General features: G+C 56.0%; 19 protein-coding genes. All 19 read right to left on the minus strand.

Annotation, left to right across the window (positions count from 1 at the left end; translation table 11 throughout):
- Positions 1 to 73 precede the first annotated feature (73 nt).
- Positions 74 to 388: an integration host factor, actinobacterial type gene (gene mihF / locus K8V32_RS04830; RefSeq protein ID WP_303903696.1), complete on the minus strand. Its 315-nt coding sequence runs from the start codon at positions 386 to 388 to the stop codon at positions 74 to 76.
- Positions 389 to 497: 109 nt separating this feature from the next.
- Positions 498 to 1,340, minus strand: coding sequence for an orotidine-5'-phosphate decarboxylase (gene pyrF, locus K8V32_RS04835; RefSeq protein WP_303903699.1), 843 nt, complete (start codon positions 1,338 to 1,340; stop codon positions 498 to 500).
- 6 nt (positions 1,341 to 1,346) lie between these two features.
- Positions 1,347 to 4,655 (minus strand): carbamoyl-phosphate synthase large subunit, encoded by a 3,309-nt coding sequence (gene carB / locus K8V32_RS04840; protein ID WP_303903702.1) that lies wholly within the window; start codon positions 4,653 to 4,655, stop codon positions 1,347 to 1,349.
- 19 nt (positions 4,656 to 4,674) lie between these two features.
- The gene (carA, locus tag K8V32_RS04845) at positions 4,675 to 5,799 is read right to left on the minus strand and encodes a glutamine-hydrolyzing carbamoyl-phosphate synthase small subunit (protein WP_303903706.1); all 1,125 of its coding nucleotides are present in this window, start codon (positions 5,797 to 5,799) and stop codon (positions 4,675 to 4,677) included.
- On the minus strand, positions 5,796 to 6,305 hold the full coding sequence (locus K8V32_RS04850) for a PH-like domain-containing protein (protein ID WP_303903708.1): 510 nt from the start codon (positions 6,303 to 6,305) through the stop codon (positions 5,796 to 5,798). Before K8V32_RS04850 ends, carA begins: the two co-directional genes overlap by 4 nt.
- Positions 6,306 to 6,318: 13 nt before the next feature.
- Positions 6,319 to 7,647, minus strand: a complete 1,329-nt coding sequence (locus K8V32_RS04855) for a dihydroorotase (protein ID WP_303903710.1) — start codon at positions 7,645 to 7,647, stop codon at positions 6,319 to 6,321.
- A gap of 11 nt (positions 7,648 to 7,658) precedes the next feature.
- Entirely contained in the window at positions 7,659 to 8,609 is a 951-nt protein-coding gene (locus tag K8V32_RS04860) for an aspartate carbamoyltransferase catalytic subunit (RefSeq protein WP_303903712.1), read from the minus strand.
- A complete protein-coding gene (pyrR, locus tag K8V32_RS04865) occupies positions 8,609 to 9,193 on the minus strand; it encodes a bifunctional pyr operon transcriptional regulator/uracil phosphoribosyltransferase PyrR (protein WP_524536687.1) in 585 nt (194 codons plus the stop codon). The genes K8V32_RS04860 and pyrR overlap by 1 nt, the downstream gene beginning before the upstream one ends.
- A 117-nt stretch (positions 9,194 to 9,310) precedes the next feature.
- Positions 9,311 to 9,721 carry a transcription antitermination factor NusB gene (gene nusB / locus K8V32_RS04870; RefSeq protein WP_043058019.1) on the minus strand — a complete coding sequence of 137 codons (411 nt, stop codon included), beginning with the start codon at positions 9,719 to 9,721 and terminating at the stop codon, positions 9,311 to 9,313.
- A 57-nt stretch (positions 9,722 to 9,778) separates the two neighbouring features.
- Positions 9,779 to 10,342 carry an elongation factor P gene (efp, locus tag K8V32_RS04875; protein ID WP_303903715.1) on the minus strand — a complete coding sequence of 188 codons (564 nt, stop codon included), beginning with the start codon at positions 10,340 to 10,342 and terminating at the stop codon, positions 9,779 to 9,781.
- Positions 10,343 to 10,464: 122 nt separating this feature from the next.
- Positions 10,465 to 11,589, minus strand: a complete 1,125-nt coding sequence (gene aroB / locus K8V32_RS04880; protein ID WP_303903718.1) for a 3-dehydroquinate synthase — start codon at positions 11,587 to 11,589, stop codon at positions 10,465 to 10,467.
- Complete coding sequence (locus tag K8V32_RS04885) at positions 11,586 to 12,128, minus strand: shikimate kinase (protein WP_303903721.1); 543 nt, start codon at positions 12,126 to 12,128, stop codon at positions 11,586 to 11,588. Before K8V32_RS04885 ends, aroB begins: the two co-directional genes overlap by 4 nt.
- A 2-nt stretch (positions 12,129 to 12,130) precedes the next feature.
- The gene (aroC, locus tag K8V32_RS04890; protein ID WP_303903724.1) at positions 12,131 to 13,363 is read right to left on the minus strand and encodes a chorismate synthase; all 1,233 of its coding nucleotides are present in this window, start codon (positions 13,361 to 13,363) and stop codon (positions 12,131 to 12,133) included.
- A gap of 70 nt (positions 13,364 to 13,433) precedes the next feature.
- Positions 13,434 to 14,312 (minus strand): shikimate dehydrogenase family protein, encoded by an 879-nt coding sequence (locus K8V32_RS04895; protein ID WP_303903727.1) that lies wholly within the window; start codon positions 14,310 to 14,312, stop codon positions 13,434 to 13,436.
- Between the two features lie 11 nt (positions 14,313 to 14,323).
- Positions 14,324 to 15,907, minus strand: coding sequence for an endolytic transglycosylase MltG (gene mltG / locus K8V32_RS04900; RefSeq protein ID WP_303903730.1), 1,584 nt, complete (start codon positions 15,905 to 15,907; stop codon positions 14,324 to 14,326).
- Positions 15,897 to 16,418 (minus strand): Holliday junction resolvase RuvX, encoded by a 522-nt coding sequence (gene ruvX / locus K8V32_RS04905; RefSeq protein ID WP_303903733.1) that lies wholly within the window; start codon positions 16,416 to 16,418, stop codon positions 15,897 to 15,899. Before ruvX ends, mltG begins: the two co-directional genes overlap by 11 nt.
- A 36-nt stretch (positions 16,419 to 16,454) precedes the next feature.
- Positions 16,455 to 19,142 (minus strand): alanine--tRNA ligase, encoded by a 2,688-nt coding sequence (gene alaS, locus K8V32_RS04910; protein ID WP_303903736.1) that lies wholly within the window; start codon positions 19,140 to 19,142, stop codon positions 16,455 to 16,457.
- A gap of 71 nt (positions 19,143 to 19,213) precedes the next feature.
- Positions 19,214 to 19,537: a hypothetical protein gene (locus K8V32_RS04915; protein WP_303903739.1), complete on the minus strand. Its 324-nt coding sequence runs from the start codon at positions 19,535 to 19,537 to the stop codon at positions 19,214 to 19,216.
- 157 nt (positions 19,538 to 19,694) lie between these two features.
- Positions 19,695 to 20,321 (minus strand): 30S ribosomal protein S4, encoded by a 627-nt coding sequence (rpsD, locus tag K8V32_RS04920; RefSeq protein ID WP_303903742.1) that lies wholly within the window; start codon positions 20,319 to 20,321, stop codon positions 19,695 to 19,697.
- Positions 20,322 to 20,414: the final 93 nt, after the last annotated feature.

Genomic DNA, 20,414 nt, shown 5'->3' on the forward strand with positions numbered 1-20,414 from the left:
AATGCGATACGTGTAGATTAGCGCAACAACCGGCGATCTCACAAAAGAGACCGCCCATTTCTGTGGTTTTTTTCTACCGGCCTAGGGCATCAATGAGCGCGTCACGTTGCCGATGGCCCAGACCGCGCAGACGCCGATTCAAAGAAATTTCGCACTGTTCCATAATGCTTTGGGCGCGGATCTCACCGATACCTTTTATAGCAGTGAGCAGATCGATGGTACGCATCCGGGCGACAGCCTCTTCTGTGTCAGATCGTTCAAAAACCTCTGCCAGTGTTAGCTTTCCATCAGCGAAATCCGCTTTGACTTTTGCCCGTATCGTCCTGGCATCAAGCGCTTTTTGTCGAGCTGCTTGACGTTCGGCGGGTGTCAAATCTTTGAGAACCATTGGCTTTGCCCTTTCGTGCCCGTTTCTAGCGTAACGGTGAGGACCGTCGCACCCCAAGAGGCCTGTAACCACCGGGGTGTTTGACCTGTTCTACCTAGTGGATTGTATTCTACTTCACATTGATGTCTTTGCGAGCGTCGTCTATAGCCGACTTCAGGTCTGCAACTTCGGGGCCGTGCTGCAAGATGCCTCGTGACGAGTTGACTAGGACATTCTTCCAAGCCTCACCAAAGCCCGCCCGAATATCTGCGGCCTGAGCGCCTTGAGCCCCATACCCTGGCGCGAGAATAGGCGCGTTTGCCCTAACCAGATCAATATTAAGTGCCTTAGCATCGTCTGTAACGGTTGCGCCAACGACTAATCCGATAGATCCAAGCCCTGTGGCCGTTGCATTATCTTGCGATGTGGCATCGACGATCCGCTTGGCAACCGAGTCACCTTGAGGACCAAGATGTTGAACAGATGCTCCTTCGGGATTCGATGTCAAGGCGAGGACGAATACGCCCCTGTCATGGGATAAGGCTAAATCGATTGCTGGACGCAACGATTCATAGCCCAAGTAGGCCGTCAGGGTCACCGCGTCAGCGGCCAATGCTGATCCGTCAGCAAGCCACGCTTGTGCATAGCCTTCCATGGTGGAGCCGATATCGCCGCGTTTGGCATCGGCAATCGTGAGGATATTCGCATCACGTGCCAACTGCAGGGTCTCTTCCAATACCGCGAAGCCCGCCGAGCCGAACCGCTCATAGAGTGCGACCTGTGGTTTCAAGGCAGCGACACCGTTGGTTTCGGCAGCGGCTTCGACTACGGTTTTGGAAAAGGTTGTCAGCCCAGCCGGGTCGTCACTCAGTCCCCAGGCGTTCAACAACTGACGGTGTGGGTCGATGCCCAAACACAGTGGACCGTGGCGGTCCATGGCTTGGGCAAGACGACTTCCAAATGGTTGTGACATGGTTTCCTAGTGCTGGTTGTTGATGACTTCGGCTAAACGGCGATCGTGTTCTTGCAAGCTGGTAACGTCCCAGGAGTATTCACGTTGTGCCTGGATGGCCTGCAGCGCGGTACCGACCGCGGCCATGGTTGTCACCAGTGGCACACCAAGCGAATTGGCAGCGGCTCGGATCTCATAACCGTCACCACGTGCGTCAGAACCCGATGGCGTGTTGATTACCAGATCTACGCGACCGTCTTCGAGTTGGTCAAGAATCGTTTCACCGGTGGTTTCAACATCACTGGTAATCTTGTCGACGATTTCCGTGGTAATGCCGTTGCGTGCAAGCACATCAGCTGTGCCACCGGTTGACACGAGCTCAAAGCCCATATCAGTCAGACGTTTGGCGTGGGCTACGATGCTCCGTTTATCGCGGTTAGCTACCGAGACGAAGACGCGGCCACCGGTCGGCAGACGGCCGCCAACGGCGTCTTGAGATTTAGCATAGGCGGTGTCGAAGTACTTATCGATGCCCATGACCTCACCGGTCGAGCGCATTTCTGGTCCCAGTAGTGAATCCACAACACGGCCTTCGGGCGTACGGAAGCGGGTGAATGGCAGAACGGCTTCTTTGACAGCGATCGGTGCACCCAGTGGCAGCGACCATCCATCGTGGGTGGCCGGCAGATCCCCGGTTTCGCGCAGTTGAGCGATGGTGGTTCCGACACCAATTTTAGCGGCAGCTTTCGCCAGTGCTACACCGGTGGCTTTGGAAACAAATGGCACAGTCCGTGAGGCACGCGGGTTGGCCTCAATGACGTAGAGGATATCAGCGGCCAGTGCAAATTGGATGTTGATCAGGCCGCGCACGCCCACGCCTTTGGCGATGGCTTCGGTTGCTTCACGCACCCGCGCCAACACATCGGGTGCCAGCGTGGTTGGGGGCAGGACACACGCGGAGTCACCGGAGTGCACCCCGGCTTCTTCGATGTGTTCCATAATGCCGCCCATGAACAGTTCATGCCCGTCATATAGGGCATCAACGTCGATTTCGATGGCGTCATCGAGGAACCGATCAACCAGCACCGGGTGTTCGGCGGTGATTTCTGCCGTGGAGTTTATAATATAGGACTCCAACTGGGCTTCGTCGTAGACGATTTCCATACCGCGACCGCCCAGCACATACGATGGACGCACCAGCACCGGGTAGCCGATTTCATCGGCAACGGCCTTGGCGTCTTCAAATGAAACCGCAGTACCATTCTTTGGTGCGATCAGTCCGGCTTCCTGTAGCACCTGGGAGAACAGGCCACGGTGTTCGGCCAGATCAATGGCTTCCGGAGAGGTACCCAAAATAGTTACCCCGGCATCGGCGAGATCTTGAGCCAGCTTCAACGGCGTCTGACCACCAAGCTGGACAAAGACTCCTTCGACCGGACCGGTTTGTTCTTCGGCATGGATAATTTCCAGTACGTCTTCCAGCGTCAACGGTTCGAAGTACAAACGGTCGGACATATCCGAGTCGGTCGACACCGTTTCTGGGTTGCAGTTGACCAGTACAGTGTCATAACCGGCCTGTTGCATGGCCATGGTCGCATGCACACACGAGTAGTCGAACTCCACACCCTGACCAATGCGGTTTGGTCCCGAGCCCAGGATGATCGCCGTCGGACGGCTGTGTGCAGTAATTTCGGTTTCGGTGCCGTCGTAGGATGAGTAGTGGTACGGCGCCTGGGCAAGGTGTTCACCGGCGGCGGTGTCAACGGATTTGTAGACCGGACGCACACCCAGTGCGTGGCGGACGCCGCGGACGACGGCCTCATCCATGTGACGCAGCTGGCCGATTTGTTGATCGGAAAAACCATGGCGTTTAGCGTGCAGCAGCAGGTCTTTGGTCAGTTCATCACCATTGCGAATTTCGGTGGCTACTTCATTGATCAGCACCAACTGATCAATGAACCACGGATCGATCATGGTGATGTCAAAGATTTGCTGTGGGGTCGCTCCCCCAAGCAGTGCACGCTGGATCTGTCCTAGACGCGATGTCGTGGCTGTTTTCGCGGCTTCCAGCAGTTGGGCTACTTCTGCTGCGTCTGGCACAGTGAAGTCTAGTTCGGCGTCGTCGGCCTGTTCCAAAGAGCGCAGAGCTTTTTGGAGGGCTTCAGAGAAATTCCGGCCAAAGGACATAACCTCGCCCACGGCCTTCATGGTCGTGGTGAGGGTGGCATCAGCGGCGGGGAATTTCTCAAAGGCAAAGCGCGGGACTTTGACAACCACGTAGTCCAGTGCCGGCTCAAATGCGGCGGTTGTGGTGCCGGTGACGTCGTTGAGCACCTCATCCAGGGTGTAGCCCAGTGACAGTTTGGTCGCGATTTTAGCAATTGGGTATCCGGTGGCTTTGGACGCCAGTGCCGAAGATCTCGAGACGCGAGGGTTCATTTCGATGACGACGATGCGACCGTCTACTGGGTTGACTGCGAACTGGATGTTACAGCCACCGGTGGCCACGCCGACTTCACGGATGATCTTGATGGAAATGTCGCGCATCTTGGCGAATTCAGTATCCGTCAGGGTGACAGCCGGTGCCACGGTGATGGCATCTCCGGTGTGCACGCCGACCGGGTCGAAGTTTTCGATCGAGCACAATGCGATGACATTGTCAGCACTGTCGCGCATCATTTCGAATTCGTATTCTTTCCACCCCAGGATGGATTCTTCTAATAAGACTTCCGAAGTTGGCGAGTACTGGATGCCGGCGCCGGCGATGCGGTACAGGTCGGCTTCGTTATAGGCCATGCCCGAGCCGAGTCCACCCATGGTGAATGATGGTCGAACAACCATTGGGTAGCCCAGTTCTTTGGCGGCTTCCAGGGCCTCATCCATGGAGTGGACAATCACGGAACGAGCGGATTCGGCACCGCATCGTTCAACAACACCTTTGAACTGTTCACGGTCTTCGCCCAGTTCGATTGCGGCAATGTTAGCGCCGATGAGTTCGACATCGTATTGTTCTAATACGCCGCGTTCATCCAGTTGGATGGCGGTGTTTAGTGCGGTTTGTCCACCCAGGGTTGGCAGGATCGCATCGGGACGCTCGGCTGCGATGATTTTCTCAACGACGTCGGCGGTGATGGGTTCAACGTAGGTTGCATCAGCCATTTCCGGGTCTGTCATGATGGTGGCCGGGTTGGAGTTGACCAGCACCACGCGGATGCCTTCTTCTTTGAGTACCCGGATGGCTTGGGTTCCTGAGTAGTCGAATTCGGCGGCCTGGCCGATCACGATGGGACCGGAGCCGATGACTAATACGGATGTGAGATCTGTGCGTTTTGGCATGTCTGTGTTTCCTAAAGTCTTATTTTCCGGTGGCCATCAGGGCTGCGAAGGTATCGAAGACCGGGTGCGTTTCGGTGACGGTAACGGCGGTATTTTCTGGGTAGTACTGTACCGTGACCACCGGCAGTGCCTCGGCGCGTAGCGCTTCGACAGATTGGTCGTTGAGGCTGTATTGGGTCACGGTCACCTCCCCGTAGGTGGCATTCGGTGCGGTGGAGGTGCCGTGTGGGGCGACGACGGCGTACTGGTGGTTCTGGGTGGTAATAATGCTCTGCCCGGAGGCCACATCATAGACCGGCTGATTGGGGCCGCGCTGAGCCTGGGCTAGCAGGGCGGTGTCATATCCCAGGGCCCGAGCAATAATCTGGTGGCCTAATCCGATGCCCAATAGTGGAGTTTTGGCATCCAGCAGCGCGGTGGCCAGCTCGATTTGTGCGGTGGCTTGTGCTGGGTTGCCTGGGCCCGAGGAGAAGACTACGCCGTCAACCTTGGCGGCAGCGATGTCGTCAGCCGTGGCGTTGGCTGGCAGCACCTTGACGGTGTTGCCGCGCTGCACCAGCTGATTGATAGTGGAACGGCGAGCACCTAGGTCGATCAGGGCAACGGTGTGTTTTGGTGTATCGGCGGCGACCTCGTAGGCGGTGCTGGTGGTGACTTCTGCCAGGAGTTCTTCGGTGGCAGGTTGAGACCAGTTCTGGACCTGGGCGACTAACTCGGCGTCGGTGGCTTGGGCGTGGTCACCGGTAAAAATTCCGGCGGCGACTTGCCCGGCAGCGGCGATGCGCCTGGTGAGTGCGCGCGTGTCAATTCCGGCGATACCAACCACACCGGCGGCGGTCAGATCAGCCTCCAGGTCGCGTTCTGCCTGCCAGTTGGAATGTATCCGGGCCGGTTCGCGGATGATCACGCCGGCTGGCCAGTAGGCGCCTGATTCGGCTTCGGCGTCGTTGACCCCGACGTTACCGATGTGTGGGAAGGTAAATACCATTAGCGTGTGTGCATTGGCTGGGTTCGTCAGGCTGTGCTGATAACCGGTCATGGTGGTGTCGAAGACCAATTGCCCAAAGACGGTACCGGTTGTTGCGTAGGTGGTGCCGGCATAGATGGTGCCATCTGCCAGGACAAGTTTGGCTGATGCGCTCATGCGGTCTGCCTTCCGTTCGTAAGTTGTTCCAGTGCGGTGAGAACTTGTTGATGTTCGGTGATGGATTCGATGCGCAATCCGGTGGTGACTTCGACGTCGCCGAGGTTCCACGTGATGGCTAGGATTCCGTCTTTTTCGACGAACTTTCCTGCGATGCCCGAAACCGTGGCGACCGTGACGAGGTCTGGGGTGGGGATGAAGATATTCGGTTCACCAGCGCGCAGCAGAGCAACGCCCTCGTTATGCACTTCGAGTTGTACTGTGGCGGGGTTGCCCAGTCGGTGGGCGGTTACACGTTCTAGGAGTTCTTGGCCTAAGACGGTCGAGACGTAGGTGCCTTCCACAACCAGTTGTGGTTGTTTTTCCAACAGTCCTGCAGGTACGTCATGCGGTATGGGGACGTATTGTTGTCGCTTGGTGCGGTTGCGACGTCCGAAGATGATTCCGAGGATCATCAGCACAAGAATGGTTGAGGTCAGGGTGACAATAAATACGGTCTCGTCCAAAACTGGTGCTTCCTTAGTAGCTGTGTTGGTACGGTGTGGTCAGCTCCGCGTCGGCGACGACGCGATGTCCGCGATAGAACACGTCGGTTACCTGTCCGGACAGTTCCATGTCTTTATATGGCGAGTTGGCGGATTTTGACGCGTGCTGGGCCGGGTTGACCACAAAGGTGTGGTTCGGATCGTAGATGGCCAAGTTTGCAACTGCCCCCTGTACCAGACTACCGCTGTCTGTGAGTTGGCCTTGGTCGGTGTGGCGGTAGATGGCTGCCGGATTGACCGACATCACACGTGCAACCGCATGCCAGTCGAGCAGGCCGGTGTCGATCATGGTGCGCTGGATGACGGGCAGTGCGGTTTCCAGTCCGGTCATGCCCATGGCTGCTACGACCCACTCGCATTGTTTGGTTTCGGCGGTGTGTGGCGCATGATCGGTACCAACGGTGTCAATCGTGCCATCGGCTAGCCCCTGGCGTAGCGCGTGGACATCGGAGTCTTTGCGCAGTGGCGGGTTGACCTTATAGACCGGGTCATAGGTTTTGACGTAGTCCTCGGTGAGCAATAAGTGGTGCGGGGTGACTTCGGCGGTGACGTTGATGCCCTGGGATTTGGCCCAGCGAATTAACTCGACCGACCCGGCGGTCGAGACGTGACAGATATGTACACGGGAATTGACGTGTTGGGCCAATAAGACGTCGCGGGCGATGATGGATTCTTCGGCGACAGCAGGCCAGCCTGCCAGGCCGAGTTCTGATGAGAGTGCAGATTCATTCATTTGTGCGCCTTCGGTCAGGCGCGGTTCCTGGGCGTGTTGGGCGATGAACCCGTCGAAGGATTTGACGTATTCCAGTGCTCTGCGCATCAACACTGGATCCCAGACGCACATGCCGTCATCGGAGAACATGGTGACTTCGGCGGCTGAATCGTGCATGGCAGAAATTTCGGCTAGCTGTTCACCTTTCAAGCCCACGGTGACGGCTCCCACCGGGTAGACATCGGTCCAGCCGGAAGCACGGCCGAGTCGGTGCACCTGTTCTACGACACCGGCGGTGTCAGCCACTGGGTTGGAGTTGGCCATCGCATGAACAGCGGTGAATCCGCCTTTGGCTGCGGCTCGGGTACCGGTTTCTACAGTCTCGGCGTCGTCGTTGCCGGGCTCGCGGAGGTGGGTGTGCAGGTCTACCAGTCCGGGCAGCACGATCTTGCCGGTAGCGTCGATCACCTCAGCGCCGGCGGTGGCAAGTTCTTGGCCAAGTTGTGCAATCGTGCCGTTGGCATCAATGGCTACGTCGGTCTGCACGCCGTTGGGGGTGGTGCCGCCAGTAATCACATAGGTATAAGTCATTCGTTACCCTTTCATTGTCCTAGTTGACCTGCCAGGAGCAGGTACAGGACTGCCATGCGCACAGAGACGCCATTGGCAACTTGTTCGAGTGCGGTGTTTTGTGCTGAATCGGCGGCTGCCGCGGATATCTCTAATCCGCGGTTCATCGGCCCAGGATGCATAATCAGAATGTCGGTTCCGGCAATGGTCTGATACCGGTCGTTGGTCAGCCCCCAGCCGCGAGTGTATTCGGTTGGTGAGGGGAAGAAGGCTCCAGCCATGCGCTCGGCTTGGACGCGCAGCATCATGACGGCGTCGACACGCTGTGCCAGCAGGGCGTCGAGATCGTAGTTGATGTCTACCGGCCAAGTGTTGGCACCCACCGGCATCAAAGTCGGTGGCCCGGACAGTGAGATTTTGGCACCCAGGGTGTGTAGTAACCACACATTTGAACGTGCCACCCGGGAGTGCAGGATATCTCCAACGATCACGATGTGGAGGCCGTTGAGGTCTTTACCGGTGGCTTTGGCACCGTATAAACGGTTGCGCAAGGTGAATGCATCCAGCAGCGCTTGGGTTGGGTGTTCGTGGGTGCCGTCGCCGGCGTTAATGACTGCCGATGACGACCAACCAAAATTCGCGAGCTGTTGAGCGGCGCCAGAGGCCCAGTGGCGCATGACTATCGCATCGCCACCGATTGCTTCAAGGGTTTGGACGGTATCCTTCAGGGACTCCCCCTTGGATACTGATGAGGTTTTGACCGCGAAGTTCAACACGTCAGCCGACAGACGCTTGGCTGCAGCCTCAAATGAAGTGCGGGTGCGGGTTGAGTCTTCAAAGAACAGATTGACGACAGTCTGGCCGCGTAAGGTCGGAAGTTTTTTGATGGAGCGATCCGAGACCGTGGCCATTTCTTGGGCGGTGTCAAGGATCTTCAGTGCGTTGTCGTAAGACAGGTCTCGGGTTGCCAGAAGGTGGCGCATTAGTCCATCACTTCCACGATTTGTACTTGGTCAGTGGTGTAGTAGTCTTCGCCATCGTCGATTTCGGACAGATGGACCCGAACATGTTCGGATGACGCCGTTGGCAGGTTCTTGCCCACATAGTCGGCGCGTAAGGGCAACTGGCGATGCCCTCGGTCCACCAGGACCGCTAGGCGTACGGTGTGTGGCCGCCCGATAGCAGACAGTGCATCCAGTGCTGCGCGAATGGTTCGTCCGGAATACAAGACGTCATCTACCAGTACGACCACGGCGTCATCAACACCGACTGGCGGGATGATAGTGGATGCTGGTACTCGCGAACCAGAGCGGGCGAGGTCATCCCGGTAGAGGGTGATGTCGAGTTGTCCGGTGCGTTCTTCGATGATGAATGCTGGATCAATTTCTGCTAGTTTGGCCGCCAGGCGATTGGCCAGCGGGACGCCTCGGCGTGGGATACCCAAAATGAGCAGGTTCTCGACGCCGCGGTTGCCCTCGAGGATCTCGTGAGCGATGCGGGTTAGGACCCGATTGATATCCGATTCGGACATCACGGTGCGTGCTTTGCGCACGGGTTCTTGCACCACGATTATCTCCTTTCCCGCCTCACAGGACGGATTTTAAAGGATCTGCGGGATCTGTGGTATTCCCGTCAGTTTCACTGGATGTAACTGTAGCACCGGTGTGCCTCACATCCGTGATGTTTACAGGAACAACGTGGGTTTGAGGTCTTGTAAGCGACCAAGAACACCATTGACATAGCCCGGTGAGTCATCGTTGGAATATTCCCGAGCCATATTGACTGCTTCGTTGACTGCTGCGGCGTCGGGCATTTCGTCATTGAATAACAATTCCCATGCGCCCAATCGCAGGATGGACTTGTCCATGGCTAACATGCGTTCCATCGTCCAGCCGTGGGCATACTGTGCTAACAGCTCGTCAATCTGCTCCTGGTGGGTGATCACCCCGTCAATGATCTGTGCGGTGTAGGGGTTGATGGTTTGGTCGGTGAATTCGCGTCGTCGTTGCAGCGCCGACAGCGGGGTGGTGTTTCGATGTTCAGCTTCGAATAGGATTTCAAGGGCACGACGTCGGGCCCGTCCCCGGGAACCGATCTTACGTGGCTGGTCTTTTGCGTTCTTTGTCAATGTAGTTGTACTCCGCGCCAATGATTACTCAGTGGCCCGGCCCTGGTATTCACCATTTTTGGTGTCCACACGGACTTTGGTGCCTTCATCGACAAATAGTGGAACCTGAATTTCCAGGCCGGTTTCGACTGTTGCTGGTTTGGTACCACCCGAGGAGCGGTCCCCCTGCAGGCCTGGTTCAGTATAGGTGACTTCTAGCACCACAGTTGGTGGCAACTCTAAGTACAGTGGCACGCCATCGGACATCGCAATCTGGGCGTTTTCGTTTTCCAGCAGGAAGTCGGCAGCATCACCCACCACGGATGAGGGAACCATGATCTGGTCAAAAGTCTTCAGATCCATGAACACGAAGTCATCAGCGTCACGGTACAGGTACTGGTATTCGGAACGATCCACGGAGGCAAATTCCAGTTTGGCGCCTGCGTTCCAGGTCTTATCCACGATCTTATTGGAAGTCAGATTTTTGATTTTGGTGCGCACGAACGCACCACCTTTACCGGGTTTGACGTGCTGAAATTCCTGTACCTGCCAGAGTTGGCCGTCGACGACGACGACGGAACCGTTTTTAATATCGTTACTGGTGAGCATGACCATGGGGGTGATTTCTCCGTATAAGTCTTGAAAGTCGAGTATGTATTCTGGCAGATTACGGGCAGCTTCATAGAACCCGGCCTTCTCTAGTGTAGACGACCGAGAAAATTTTCGAGTGGCTAGTCGACAATCTCTTGATATGCCGCAAATAGCAAGGATTCATCGGGAACATCGTAGGTGACTGGTTTGCCTTGCTCTTCTAGGATCACAAAGCGCAGTTGTTCGCCGCGGTTTTTCTTATCACGACGAATACCATCCAATAAAGTCGCCCACCGGTCTCCAACGTAGCTGGTTGGCAAACCGATGCCTTCGAGGATGCTGCGGTGGCGGGCCACTGTGGCATCGTCGAGACGGCCGACTGAGCGTGCGAGTTCGGCGGCAAAGACCATTCCGACAGCGACGGCTGCCCCGTGACGGTACTGGTAGCGTTCCGCCAATTCGATGGCGTGCCCCAGCGTGTGCCCGTAGTTGAGCATCTGACGCAGGTTGGATTCTTTAAGGTCCTGGCTTACGACATCGGCTTTAACTTGGATTGCCCGTTCAATGAGTTCACGCAGCACCGAGGCGTGCGGGTTGGAAACCTGCGACATGTTGGCTTCGATCAGGTCCAAGATGGTCGCATCGGCGATAAAACCGCATTTTACGACTTCGGCCAGTCCCGAGATGACCTCGTTTTTGGGCAGGGTGAGCAATGTGTCAAGATCGGCTAGCACACCAGCCGGTGGGTGGAATGCGCCGACCAGGTTTTTGCCCTCGGCGGTGTTGATACCGGTTTTTCCTCCAACAGAAGCGTCCACCATGCCCAACAAGGTGGTGGGCATGTGGATGACACGCACACCACGTAGCCAGGTTGCGGCAACGAAACCGGCAAGATCTGAGACTGCTCCCCCTCCAACGGAGACAATGGCATCTGAGCGGGTGAAGTCACTTTGTCCCAGAACCTGCCAACAGAAGGAGGCAACTTCGATGTGTTTGCCTTCTTCTGAATCCGGGATCTCCACCAAAATGGCGTTGAAACCGGCCTCATCCAGCGATGATTTCACAACGTCACCGGTCGCGCGCAGCGCGCGCGGCAGGATGATTGCCACCCGGTGGGTTTGAGGCCCCAGGATCTCTGGTAGCTGGGCTAGCAGGCCGCTGCCAATAACGACGTCGTAACCGCCGTTGACTTCGTTTGCTGAGCCGCCTGCAACCTTGATGATCGTGGGCTGTTGGGTAGTGGCGCTTGTAGTGTTTTCAGTCATAACTGCGGTCGAATCCCTTGACAAAATGATTGATATCCTTGGACGATCTTAGTCGCCACAGCGTCGACGTCCAGTCCAGTGGTATCCACCACTTGATGTGCTGACTGGGTGAAGTGCTCAAGCCTATCGGCCCGGATCCGCGACCATTGACCTGCTGGATCGCCTGCCAACACGGGCCGATCGCTGGCATCGCCGAGCCGATTGAGGGCTTTTGATTCGCTGACGTCGAGGAATACAACGTAACCACGCTCACGAATAATTTCGCGGTTAGCCAGCCGAATGATGGCTCCCCCGCCCAGTGAAATGACACCTAAATCATCGCGGGCAAGGGTCTGGGCAATGACTTGTTGTTCGTTGTCACGAAAGGCTGTCTCACCGTGGGTGGTGAAGAATTGGCCGATGTGGCCGTGTTCGGCCACGAACAGATCGTCGGTATCAACATAGTTTGCTTCAAGACGCTGTGCGAGGTGTCTACCCACGGTGGTTTTACCCGATCCCATGGGGCCGATCAGAATGATCGGCAGGCTAAGTGCTGGCATGGTTATAGTGGGTCGCCCAGGTGGTCATCGGCGGCGTCATCCGAGGATGGTTCGGGCAGCCGAGCAATATTTGCAATGAAGCTGTCCATATTGCGTTTGGTTTCGGCAACGGAGTCGCCACCAAATTTCTCTAGCACTTCACCGGCGATCACCAGGGCAACCATGGCCTCAGCGACGACTCCAGAGGCTGGAACCGCCGTGACATCGGAACGCTGGTGGTGGGCCTTCGTGGCCTGCCCGGTTGCGACATCAACTGTTTGAAGCGCTCGTGGCACGGTGGCAATCGGTTTCATGGCCACGCGCACACGGATGGGTTCTCCGGTCGACATGCCTGCTTCAATGCCGCCGGCACGGTGGGTTGTGCGGGCAACTGAGCCATCAGGGTTGCGCACAATTTCATCATGGGCAGCTGAACCAACCCGGGTGGCGATGTCGAAACCATCACCGATTTCAACACCCTTCATGGCTTGGATACCCATCAGGGCGCCAGCCAGTTTTGAATCCAAACGGCGATCCCAGTGGATGTGGGAGCCGAGCCCGACCGGTGCATTGTGTACGATAACTTCGACCACTCCGCCCAGGGTTTCTCCAGACTTCTTGGTCACATCGACAACTTGGACCATCTTGGCCGAGACCTCTGGATCAATGCAGCGCAGTGGATCAGCATCCAAGGATTCCACATCGTCGGCGGTGGGAAAGTCATAGCCATCTGGTATGGCCACCTCTCCCATGCGCACGGTATGCGACACGGTGGTAATCCCAAGCTGGGCTAAGAACTGCTGGGCTACCCGGCCCAGAGCCACACGGGTCGCTGTTTCGCGGGCGGAGGCGCGCTCGAGCAGTGGGCGGGCTTCATCGAAACCGTACTTCTGCATGCCAGCCATATCGGCGTGACCCGGACGCGGGCGGGTGAGCTTGGCGTTGCGAGCCAGGCCCTCAAGTTCTGCAGAATCAACGGGATCAGGGTTCATTACCTTTTCCCATTTTGGCCATTCGGTGTTGGCGATATGAATGGCAATGGGCGAGCCGAGTGTCACCCCATGACGAACACCACCAATAATGGTGACCTCGTCTTTTTCAAATTTCATTCGCGCTCCGCGACCGTACCCTAAACGACGCCGCATAAGGGCTTCTTGGACATCGGCGGTAGTGATTTCAATTCCCGCCGGTAGGCCTTCAATAATTCCTACGAGTCCAGAGCCGTGCGACTCCCCTGCTGTTAACCAACGCATCATAGGCCCGATTCTTTCATGCTCTGCGCAGTTGCGCTTGCTTCATGTCGATGTTTGTCAGTGCGGTTGCACATTAGCTCACGTCAAGAGCCAGTGCTGCCGCCATATGGTGTGTTGCGATATCCCAGTCAATAGTTTCTGGGTTTGCTACCACTTTTTGGATAAATAATTTGGCCTGTTCCACGCCCTGATACAGTAGCATGTCGAGTCCAGATGCCACCTGTGCCCCGGTTGCTTGCCAGGCCGCGGCCAACGCCGTGGGCCAGGGATCATAGATCACATCAAGCAGCGGTGGCAGTCCTGCCGATGGTAGTTCAGTGGCCAGCGAATCGGCTGCGTGCGCCGGCAAAGTGGCCACGACAGCAGCATGATGCGCCACTGACTGGACAAAGGTCTCTAACCGTTTAACTCGTGCTACTAAACCAAAATACTCAGCAACCTCGAGAGCATCCTGAGCCCGTTGTGGGTCGCGCACGTACAGCACAACCTGTGTTAGACCCATATCTGCTGCAGCCGCCACAGCCGCCGTAGCTGTGCCGCCGGCCCCGAGAATACCCATCGAACCACCATCAGCACTGGTGAACCCGGCCTGGGCTAATGCCAGCCGGACGCCGTCGACGTCTGTGTTATAGCCACAAGCTGCACCGTGTTTGTCAAATACCACGGTATTCAGTACACCAAGGCGTTGCACTCGAGTGGAGAGGTCATCCATGTGGGGTACCAGAACGGCTTTGAGCGGCATCGTCACGGAAAATCCTACAAGACGACGTCGTGAACCGAAACGTTGATCAAGTGAGGCGAAAAATTCCGCCGCCTTGTCCTCAGCTACCTCGAACCGGTCGTAATCGATGGGAGCTTGCAAGTATTCGTATGCTGCTTGGTGCATCGCCGGGGACTTAGAATGTGCGATCGGTGAGCCGAGCACAGCCGCGTGATATTTCTGATCAGTCATATCTCCCCTGACTACCCGCGACCGCAGATCTCAGCGTTATCGTCACAGTAAGCTCGATATTCTTCCTGGTACTCCTGGTGTTGGGCGTAGGTCGAGGAGAACTTCGTTTCACCAGTCTCAATATTGGTGGTGATCCAGTAGTAGTAGTCCGAATCCTTAGGTGCTGCCGCGGCATCCAGCGCTTCGATTGAAGGGGCACCAATCGGTCCGGGTGGCAATCCGCGGTGGACGTAGGTGTTGTATTCATTGGATGCATCGCGGCGGTCTTCGGCGGTAAATTGCAACTGCCGGACGCCCATACCGTAGATAACGGTGGCATCGATCTGTAAGAATCCTGCAGTTTCTGGATTCGACTCATCCAGACGGTTTTCAATGATTCCAGCCACCGTGGCGTAATCTTCAGGCCGTGCCTCGGCCTCGACGATTGAAGCAACTGTTACGAGTCGGTGCTGTTGAGCTCCTTCATTCACGTCTAAGCGCTCGAATTCTTCCATGGTCGGTTCGATCATGATTTCTAAGATTTCTTGGATGGAGGCATCCAGTGGGAAATGGTACTCTCCGACCGCAATATACCCCTCCAGCGTGGAGGCTTCTGTGGGAAGATCAAAGTTGGTTGGATCTGCTGCCTCTTCAATCTCTTCGATGCTGTAGTCAGTCCGCTCGGCAATATGTGCGAAGACATCATCAATCCGGTGGCCGGAGTTGACATGAACATAGTTCATGCCCGGAATCCCAACCCCCAGTAACACTTCGGCTGCGTCTCGGGCCGGCATCTCATAGCGCAGGGTATATTCACCGGGTTGGATTTGTGCTGTGGTATCAGTTGCTTCAACAGCGTCACGGAATGCTCTGGTGGAGGCTACGATGTTTTCTTCCACCAGGCGATTGCCGATAACGATGGGGCCTTCGCCCGGGTTGACCTCAAAGGCGATTTCTTGTCCACCTGGGCCAGGGAAGTCTTTATTATTCCAACCAACCAACTGGCCTACCCCAATGCCGACGATCGCAAGAAGACCCAAAAACACCGCAAAGCTGGTGAGCATAATGATGGTCCGGCGGCGTTTACGCGTTTTGCGTGTCTTCAATTCTTCCTCGTCGATCTCCGGCAACTGCATACCGTCACCAACGAGCATGTAACCCAGCGGGTTATCATCGGACGTCTTCTCACCGGGTTGTTCTTCGATGTCAGAGTCGACATTACCGGACTGTTCTGGATATGCGCGGGTATCTTCGGGAAGTTGTGGTAATGCCGTTGCCGCATTGTCATATCGGATGGAGTCATTGAAAAAGCCCTCAGGTTCTTCCGCTGACTGATCTGGGGAATAATTGACCGGACGACTGGGGGCATCTTGGAGTCCGCCGGGGCCGTCAGCAGCTATAGGTTGCGGGCGAAACTCCACTTCAGCTTCGGACGTTTCAGGTTCAGCCGGTGACGTTTCGGCTTCTGGGAGGTAGTGCTCTGAATCCTCCTGGGTGACCGTAAGCTCGCCTGTCATGTGCCGGGCTTGGTGCCGGGCACGCTCATATTCCCGACGTTCCCGGCGGGAACGGAACTGTGGTTCAGAAGGTTCTTCTGGCAGCTTGCTATCCGTCAACTTCGCCCTCCTCGTCTCGGCCGACCAGGACGCCGGTGTTACCCCCGGTATTTTTCTCCAGCACCATGGCATGTTCCAAAATAGCCACGGCGGCAAGCTGATCGATCACAGATCGCTGTTTCCGCGATGATACGCCTGCCTGGCGAAGTTGCTGTGTTGCACTCACCGTCGACAGCCGTTCATCAATGAGCCGAACCTGGGTGGGAAGTTCTGCTTCAGCAAGCATTGTTGCCAATTGCCGGGCAAAAATGTGAGCGTCCTGAGTCGACGCAGTCTTTTGGCCTTTCAGGTTAATCGGATCGCCGACGTAGACACGAACAGCATTTCGTTGAATCGCTTCATGAACGATTGCATGCAGGTCGCGAAAATTCTTGGGGTCTCTCGTCAATGTGGTCACCGGACTGGCCATAATGCCAGCCGGATCGGTTGCCGCAAGGCCAACACGGGCCCGTCCGACATCCACTCCCAGACGAGAACCTCGTACCGGCTCATGATCGCGTGTATCTGTCATTGAATAGTTCTAATCAGCGTTTCGTTGTCGGTTCTGTTATGCAGTTTCCACTGCCTGCCGAAGTGCTGTTAGCGCATCGGCAATCTTGGCAGTGTCCTGTCCCCCGCCTTGAGCAAGATCTGGTTTACCGCCGCCGCCACCACCTAAGGTTTGTGAGGCGACCTTGACCAGATTACCTGCTTTCAGTCCCAGATTCTGCGCACTTTCATTGACGGCTATGACTACCAGTGGACGATTATTCGCCACACCAATCAAGGCCACGACAATGTTCTGATGACCAGCCTTGGCTAGTCGATCGCGTAGATCCATCACCGTGGAGCGTAGGTCATCTGCACTGGAAACGTCGCCCAGATTCTGGGCTAGCAAGGTCACATTTCCGACGGTTTCTACTTCATCCACAAGTTTTGCTGCTTGTGCAAGCATCTGTTGTGTGCGAAGTGCTGCAAGTTCTTTTTCTAGCTCGCGCAGACGAGTCAGGGTTTGCTCAACACGGCCCGGGATTTCAGCTGTCGGTGCTTTAAGCATGGAAGACAGCTGATTGACCAGCGTCCGTTCGGCAGCGAAGTGTTCGAAAGCATCAAGTCCAACGAGAGCTTCGACTCGTCGGTTTCCTGAGCCCACAGACTGTTCAGTGAGCAGTGCCAATGTTCCGATCTCGGCGGTCGCTGAAACGTGGGTTCCACCGCACAACTCACGTGACCAGGCACCATCGATTTCGACAACTCGAACGCGATCGCCATACTTTTCACCGAACAGGCTCATAGCCCCCATGTCTTTAGCTTCTTGCAAGCTAGTTTCCACGGTGTGGACCGGGAAATTATCCCGGATAGCAATGTTGGACAGTTCTTCAACTTCACGGCGTGCGGCATCGGACAACGCATCTTGCCATCGGAAGTCAAAGCGCAGATAGCCCTCTTTATTGAATGAGCCTGCCTGCACGGCTTCTGGTCCGAGAATCTGGTGAAGTGCCGCGTGAATGATGTGCGTCGCCGAATGAGCTTTCTGGGCGTCTAAACGTCGCTGCAGATTAATCGCTGCAACGGCTTCTGCGCCCAGTGCTGCTTCGCCCTCACGTATAATGCCTTGGTGGACCGACAGGCCTTTGATCGGTGACTGCACATCGGTGATCTCGATGACAAAGCCGTCACCGGTAATCAACCCAGAGTCAGCAGCTTGGCCGCCAGCTTCGGCATAAAACGGTGTTGCGTCTAGGACCAGTTCGATTTGTTGGCCTTGCTCAGCAACCGATGCCTGCTGCCCGTTAACCAACAGGGATCGAATTCGTGATTGCGTGGTGTGCTCGGTGTATCCGGTAAATACCGTGTCTTCACCTGCGTGGGCTGCATAGTACAGGCTGGTATCAGCGTGACCCGTTTTCTTGGATTTAGCATCCCTCCGGGCTCGTTGGCGTTGTTCCTGCATCAGCTCCATGAATTTGTCCTGGTCAACGGCAACCCCGGCCTCTTCAGCCATTTCCAGTGTGAGGTCAATAGGAAAACCGTAAGTATCATGCAGTTCAAATGCCGCATCCCCAGACAGTAGTGTTCCGGCTTCGCGTGCTTGTGCAACGGAGGATTCTAACCGCGTGGTGCCGGCCGCGATCGTCCGCAAGAATGCACGTTCCTCGGCATAAGCAATACGCGAGATCCGTTCAAAGTCTTCAGCGACTTCCGGATATGAGCCACGCATCGCATCACGTGAAATCGGCAAGAGTTCGGGCAGCACTGCACTGTTGACACCCATCAGGCGCATCGCGCGAACGGCACGACGAATCAACCGACGCAAGACATAGCCACCGCCTTCATTGCCAGGGATAACACCGTCGCTGATGAGCATCAAAGCTGAACGTATGTGATCTGCGATGTAGCGAAGCCGCATATCGTTTGCAAATCGTGGATCTTGAGGATCTTCGGTTGACGTATAGCTAACGCCAGCTAGTTCTGCTGCACGGTCCAGAACAGGACGAACCTGGTCGGTCTCATACATGTTTTCGACGTCCTGCAGGATCATGGCTAATCGTTCCATGCCCAAGCCGGTATCGATATTTTTATGAACCAATTCACCAACGATGTCGAAGTCTGCTTGGCTACGAACCTCACCGAGTTGGTACTGCATGAACACGAGGTTCCAGATTTCTAGGTAGCGGGTGTCATCGACTGCAGGGCCACCCTCGGCACCGTATTCGGGGCCGCGATCGTAGTAGATTTCGGAACATGGGCCTCCGGGACCGGGCTGGCCGGTGTGCCAGTAGTTATCTTCATTGCCCATGCGTTGAATTCGTTCGGTGGGGATTTTGACGACGTCTCGCCAAATTTCGTAGGCCTCGTCGTCTTCCTGGTACACGGTGACCCAGAGACGCTCGGGATCCAAACCGTAACCACCGTCCTCTTGGGAGGTGGTCAAAAGTTCCCAGGCCATGGTGATCGCGCCGTGTTTGAAGTAATCCCCAAAGGAGAAGTTACCCGCCATTTGGAAAAACGTACCGTGACGAGCGGTTTTACCGACTTCTTCAATATCAGCGGTACGAATACATTTCTGCACCGAGACCGCACGCTGGTACGGAGGGGTTTGCTGGCCAAGAAAGTATGGGATGAACGGGACCATGCCGGCGACGGTGAACAGCAACGACGGATCTGGGGAGACCAGCGACGCCGAGGGAACTACGGTGTGAGCTTTCTTTTCAAAAAACGCAGTCCAGCGGCGGGCAATTTCATGAGTTTGCATAACTGTTTTCCATCACGAGCTAGGAACCGGTGACACTACCGGTTTGATTGAATAGTTCTGAAAGTTAGGGATTATTCGGCCCGTACCGAGGCGACATTCGTTACTTCGCCTTGCAGTGGCTCGACCCCATTGGGCTTTTCGACAATCGGCGGGGCGGGTTCTGCTCTGTTCAGCGCAGGGATTTGGTCTCGCACGGTAGTAAAGAACGCTTTAGTGGACTCCACGATAATTTGGGCGGCGCCTTCACCGATGCTGCGTCCGATATTTTCCGGTGCCAGCGAGGTGCGTAGAGCTTCTTCTGCCCGGATGGCGGCCTCGTCTCGGCCCTTAGAGAGTTTCGAGTGACCGTACCATCCAAGTGCTGCTCCCACTCCCACAAGTAAAACTCGTTTCACAACCGCAGTCCCTTTCTGATTCTGGATCGTCCCTACTCTACCAATCTGGTCAGTCTATTCGATTTCAAAGACAAGATTTGTAGGGAAACAACTCCGGCCCGGTGCCCTGTCAAAAAACAAGGGACACCGAGCCGGGAATGTTAATTGAATACTAGGCTTAGCGCGAGTAGTGCTCGACAACCAGCTGTTCTTGAATCGACACTGGGATTTCAGCGCGTTTTGGTTCACGAGCCAAGGTGGCGCGCAGTTTGTCGATTTCTACTTCCAGGTAGCCTGGAACGTCTGGCAGTACTTCCTGGTGTGCACCGGTGGCAGCGATCTGGAATGGGACCATAGTTTCGCTACGCTGTGCAACGTGAATCAGCTGGCCTGGTTTAACCTGGAACGATGGGCGGTCAACACGCTGACCGTCAACCAGGATGTGCTGGTGAACAACCAGCTGGCGGGCCTGTGCGATGGTACGGGCGAAACCGGCACGCAGTACGAGAGCATCCAGGCGGGACTCCAGCATTTCTACCAGGTTTTCACCGGCCAGACCCGAACGGCGGCGTGCTTCTTTGAAGTAGCGCACCATCTGGGCTTCACGAATGTTGTAGATTGCCCGCAGACGCTGCTTTTCTTTCAGACGTACCGAGTAGTCAGAGTCCTGACGACGACGAGCACGGCCGTGCTGTCCTGGACCGTATGGGCGGCGCTCCATGTACTTTTCAGCTTTTGGAGTCAGGGCAATACCGAGTGCACGCGAGTGGCGCACTGTGCGGCGGTTACGAAGACCTTTAGCCATAATCGTGGCTTCCTTTTCTTGTCATGCGGCATCGTTTGGTTTTGTTATCACTCACAGGACAGCGCCGACTAGCGATTGCTGTTTGTGAATCCT

Origin of the sequence: Enteractinococcus helveticum (assembly GCF_020742345.1) — a bacterium.
Lineage (GTDB): Bacteria > Actinomycetota > Actinomycetes > Actinomycetales > Micrococcaceae > Yaniella > Yaniella helvetica_A.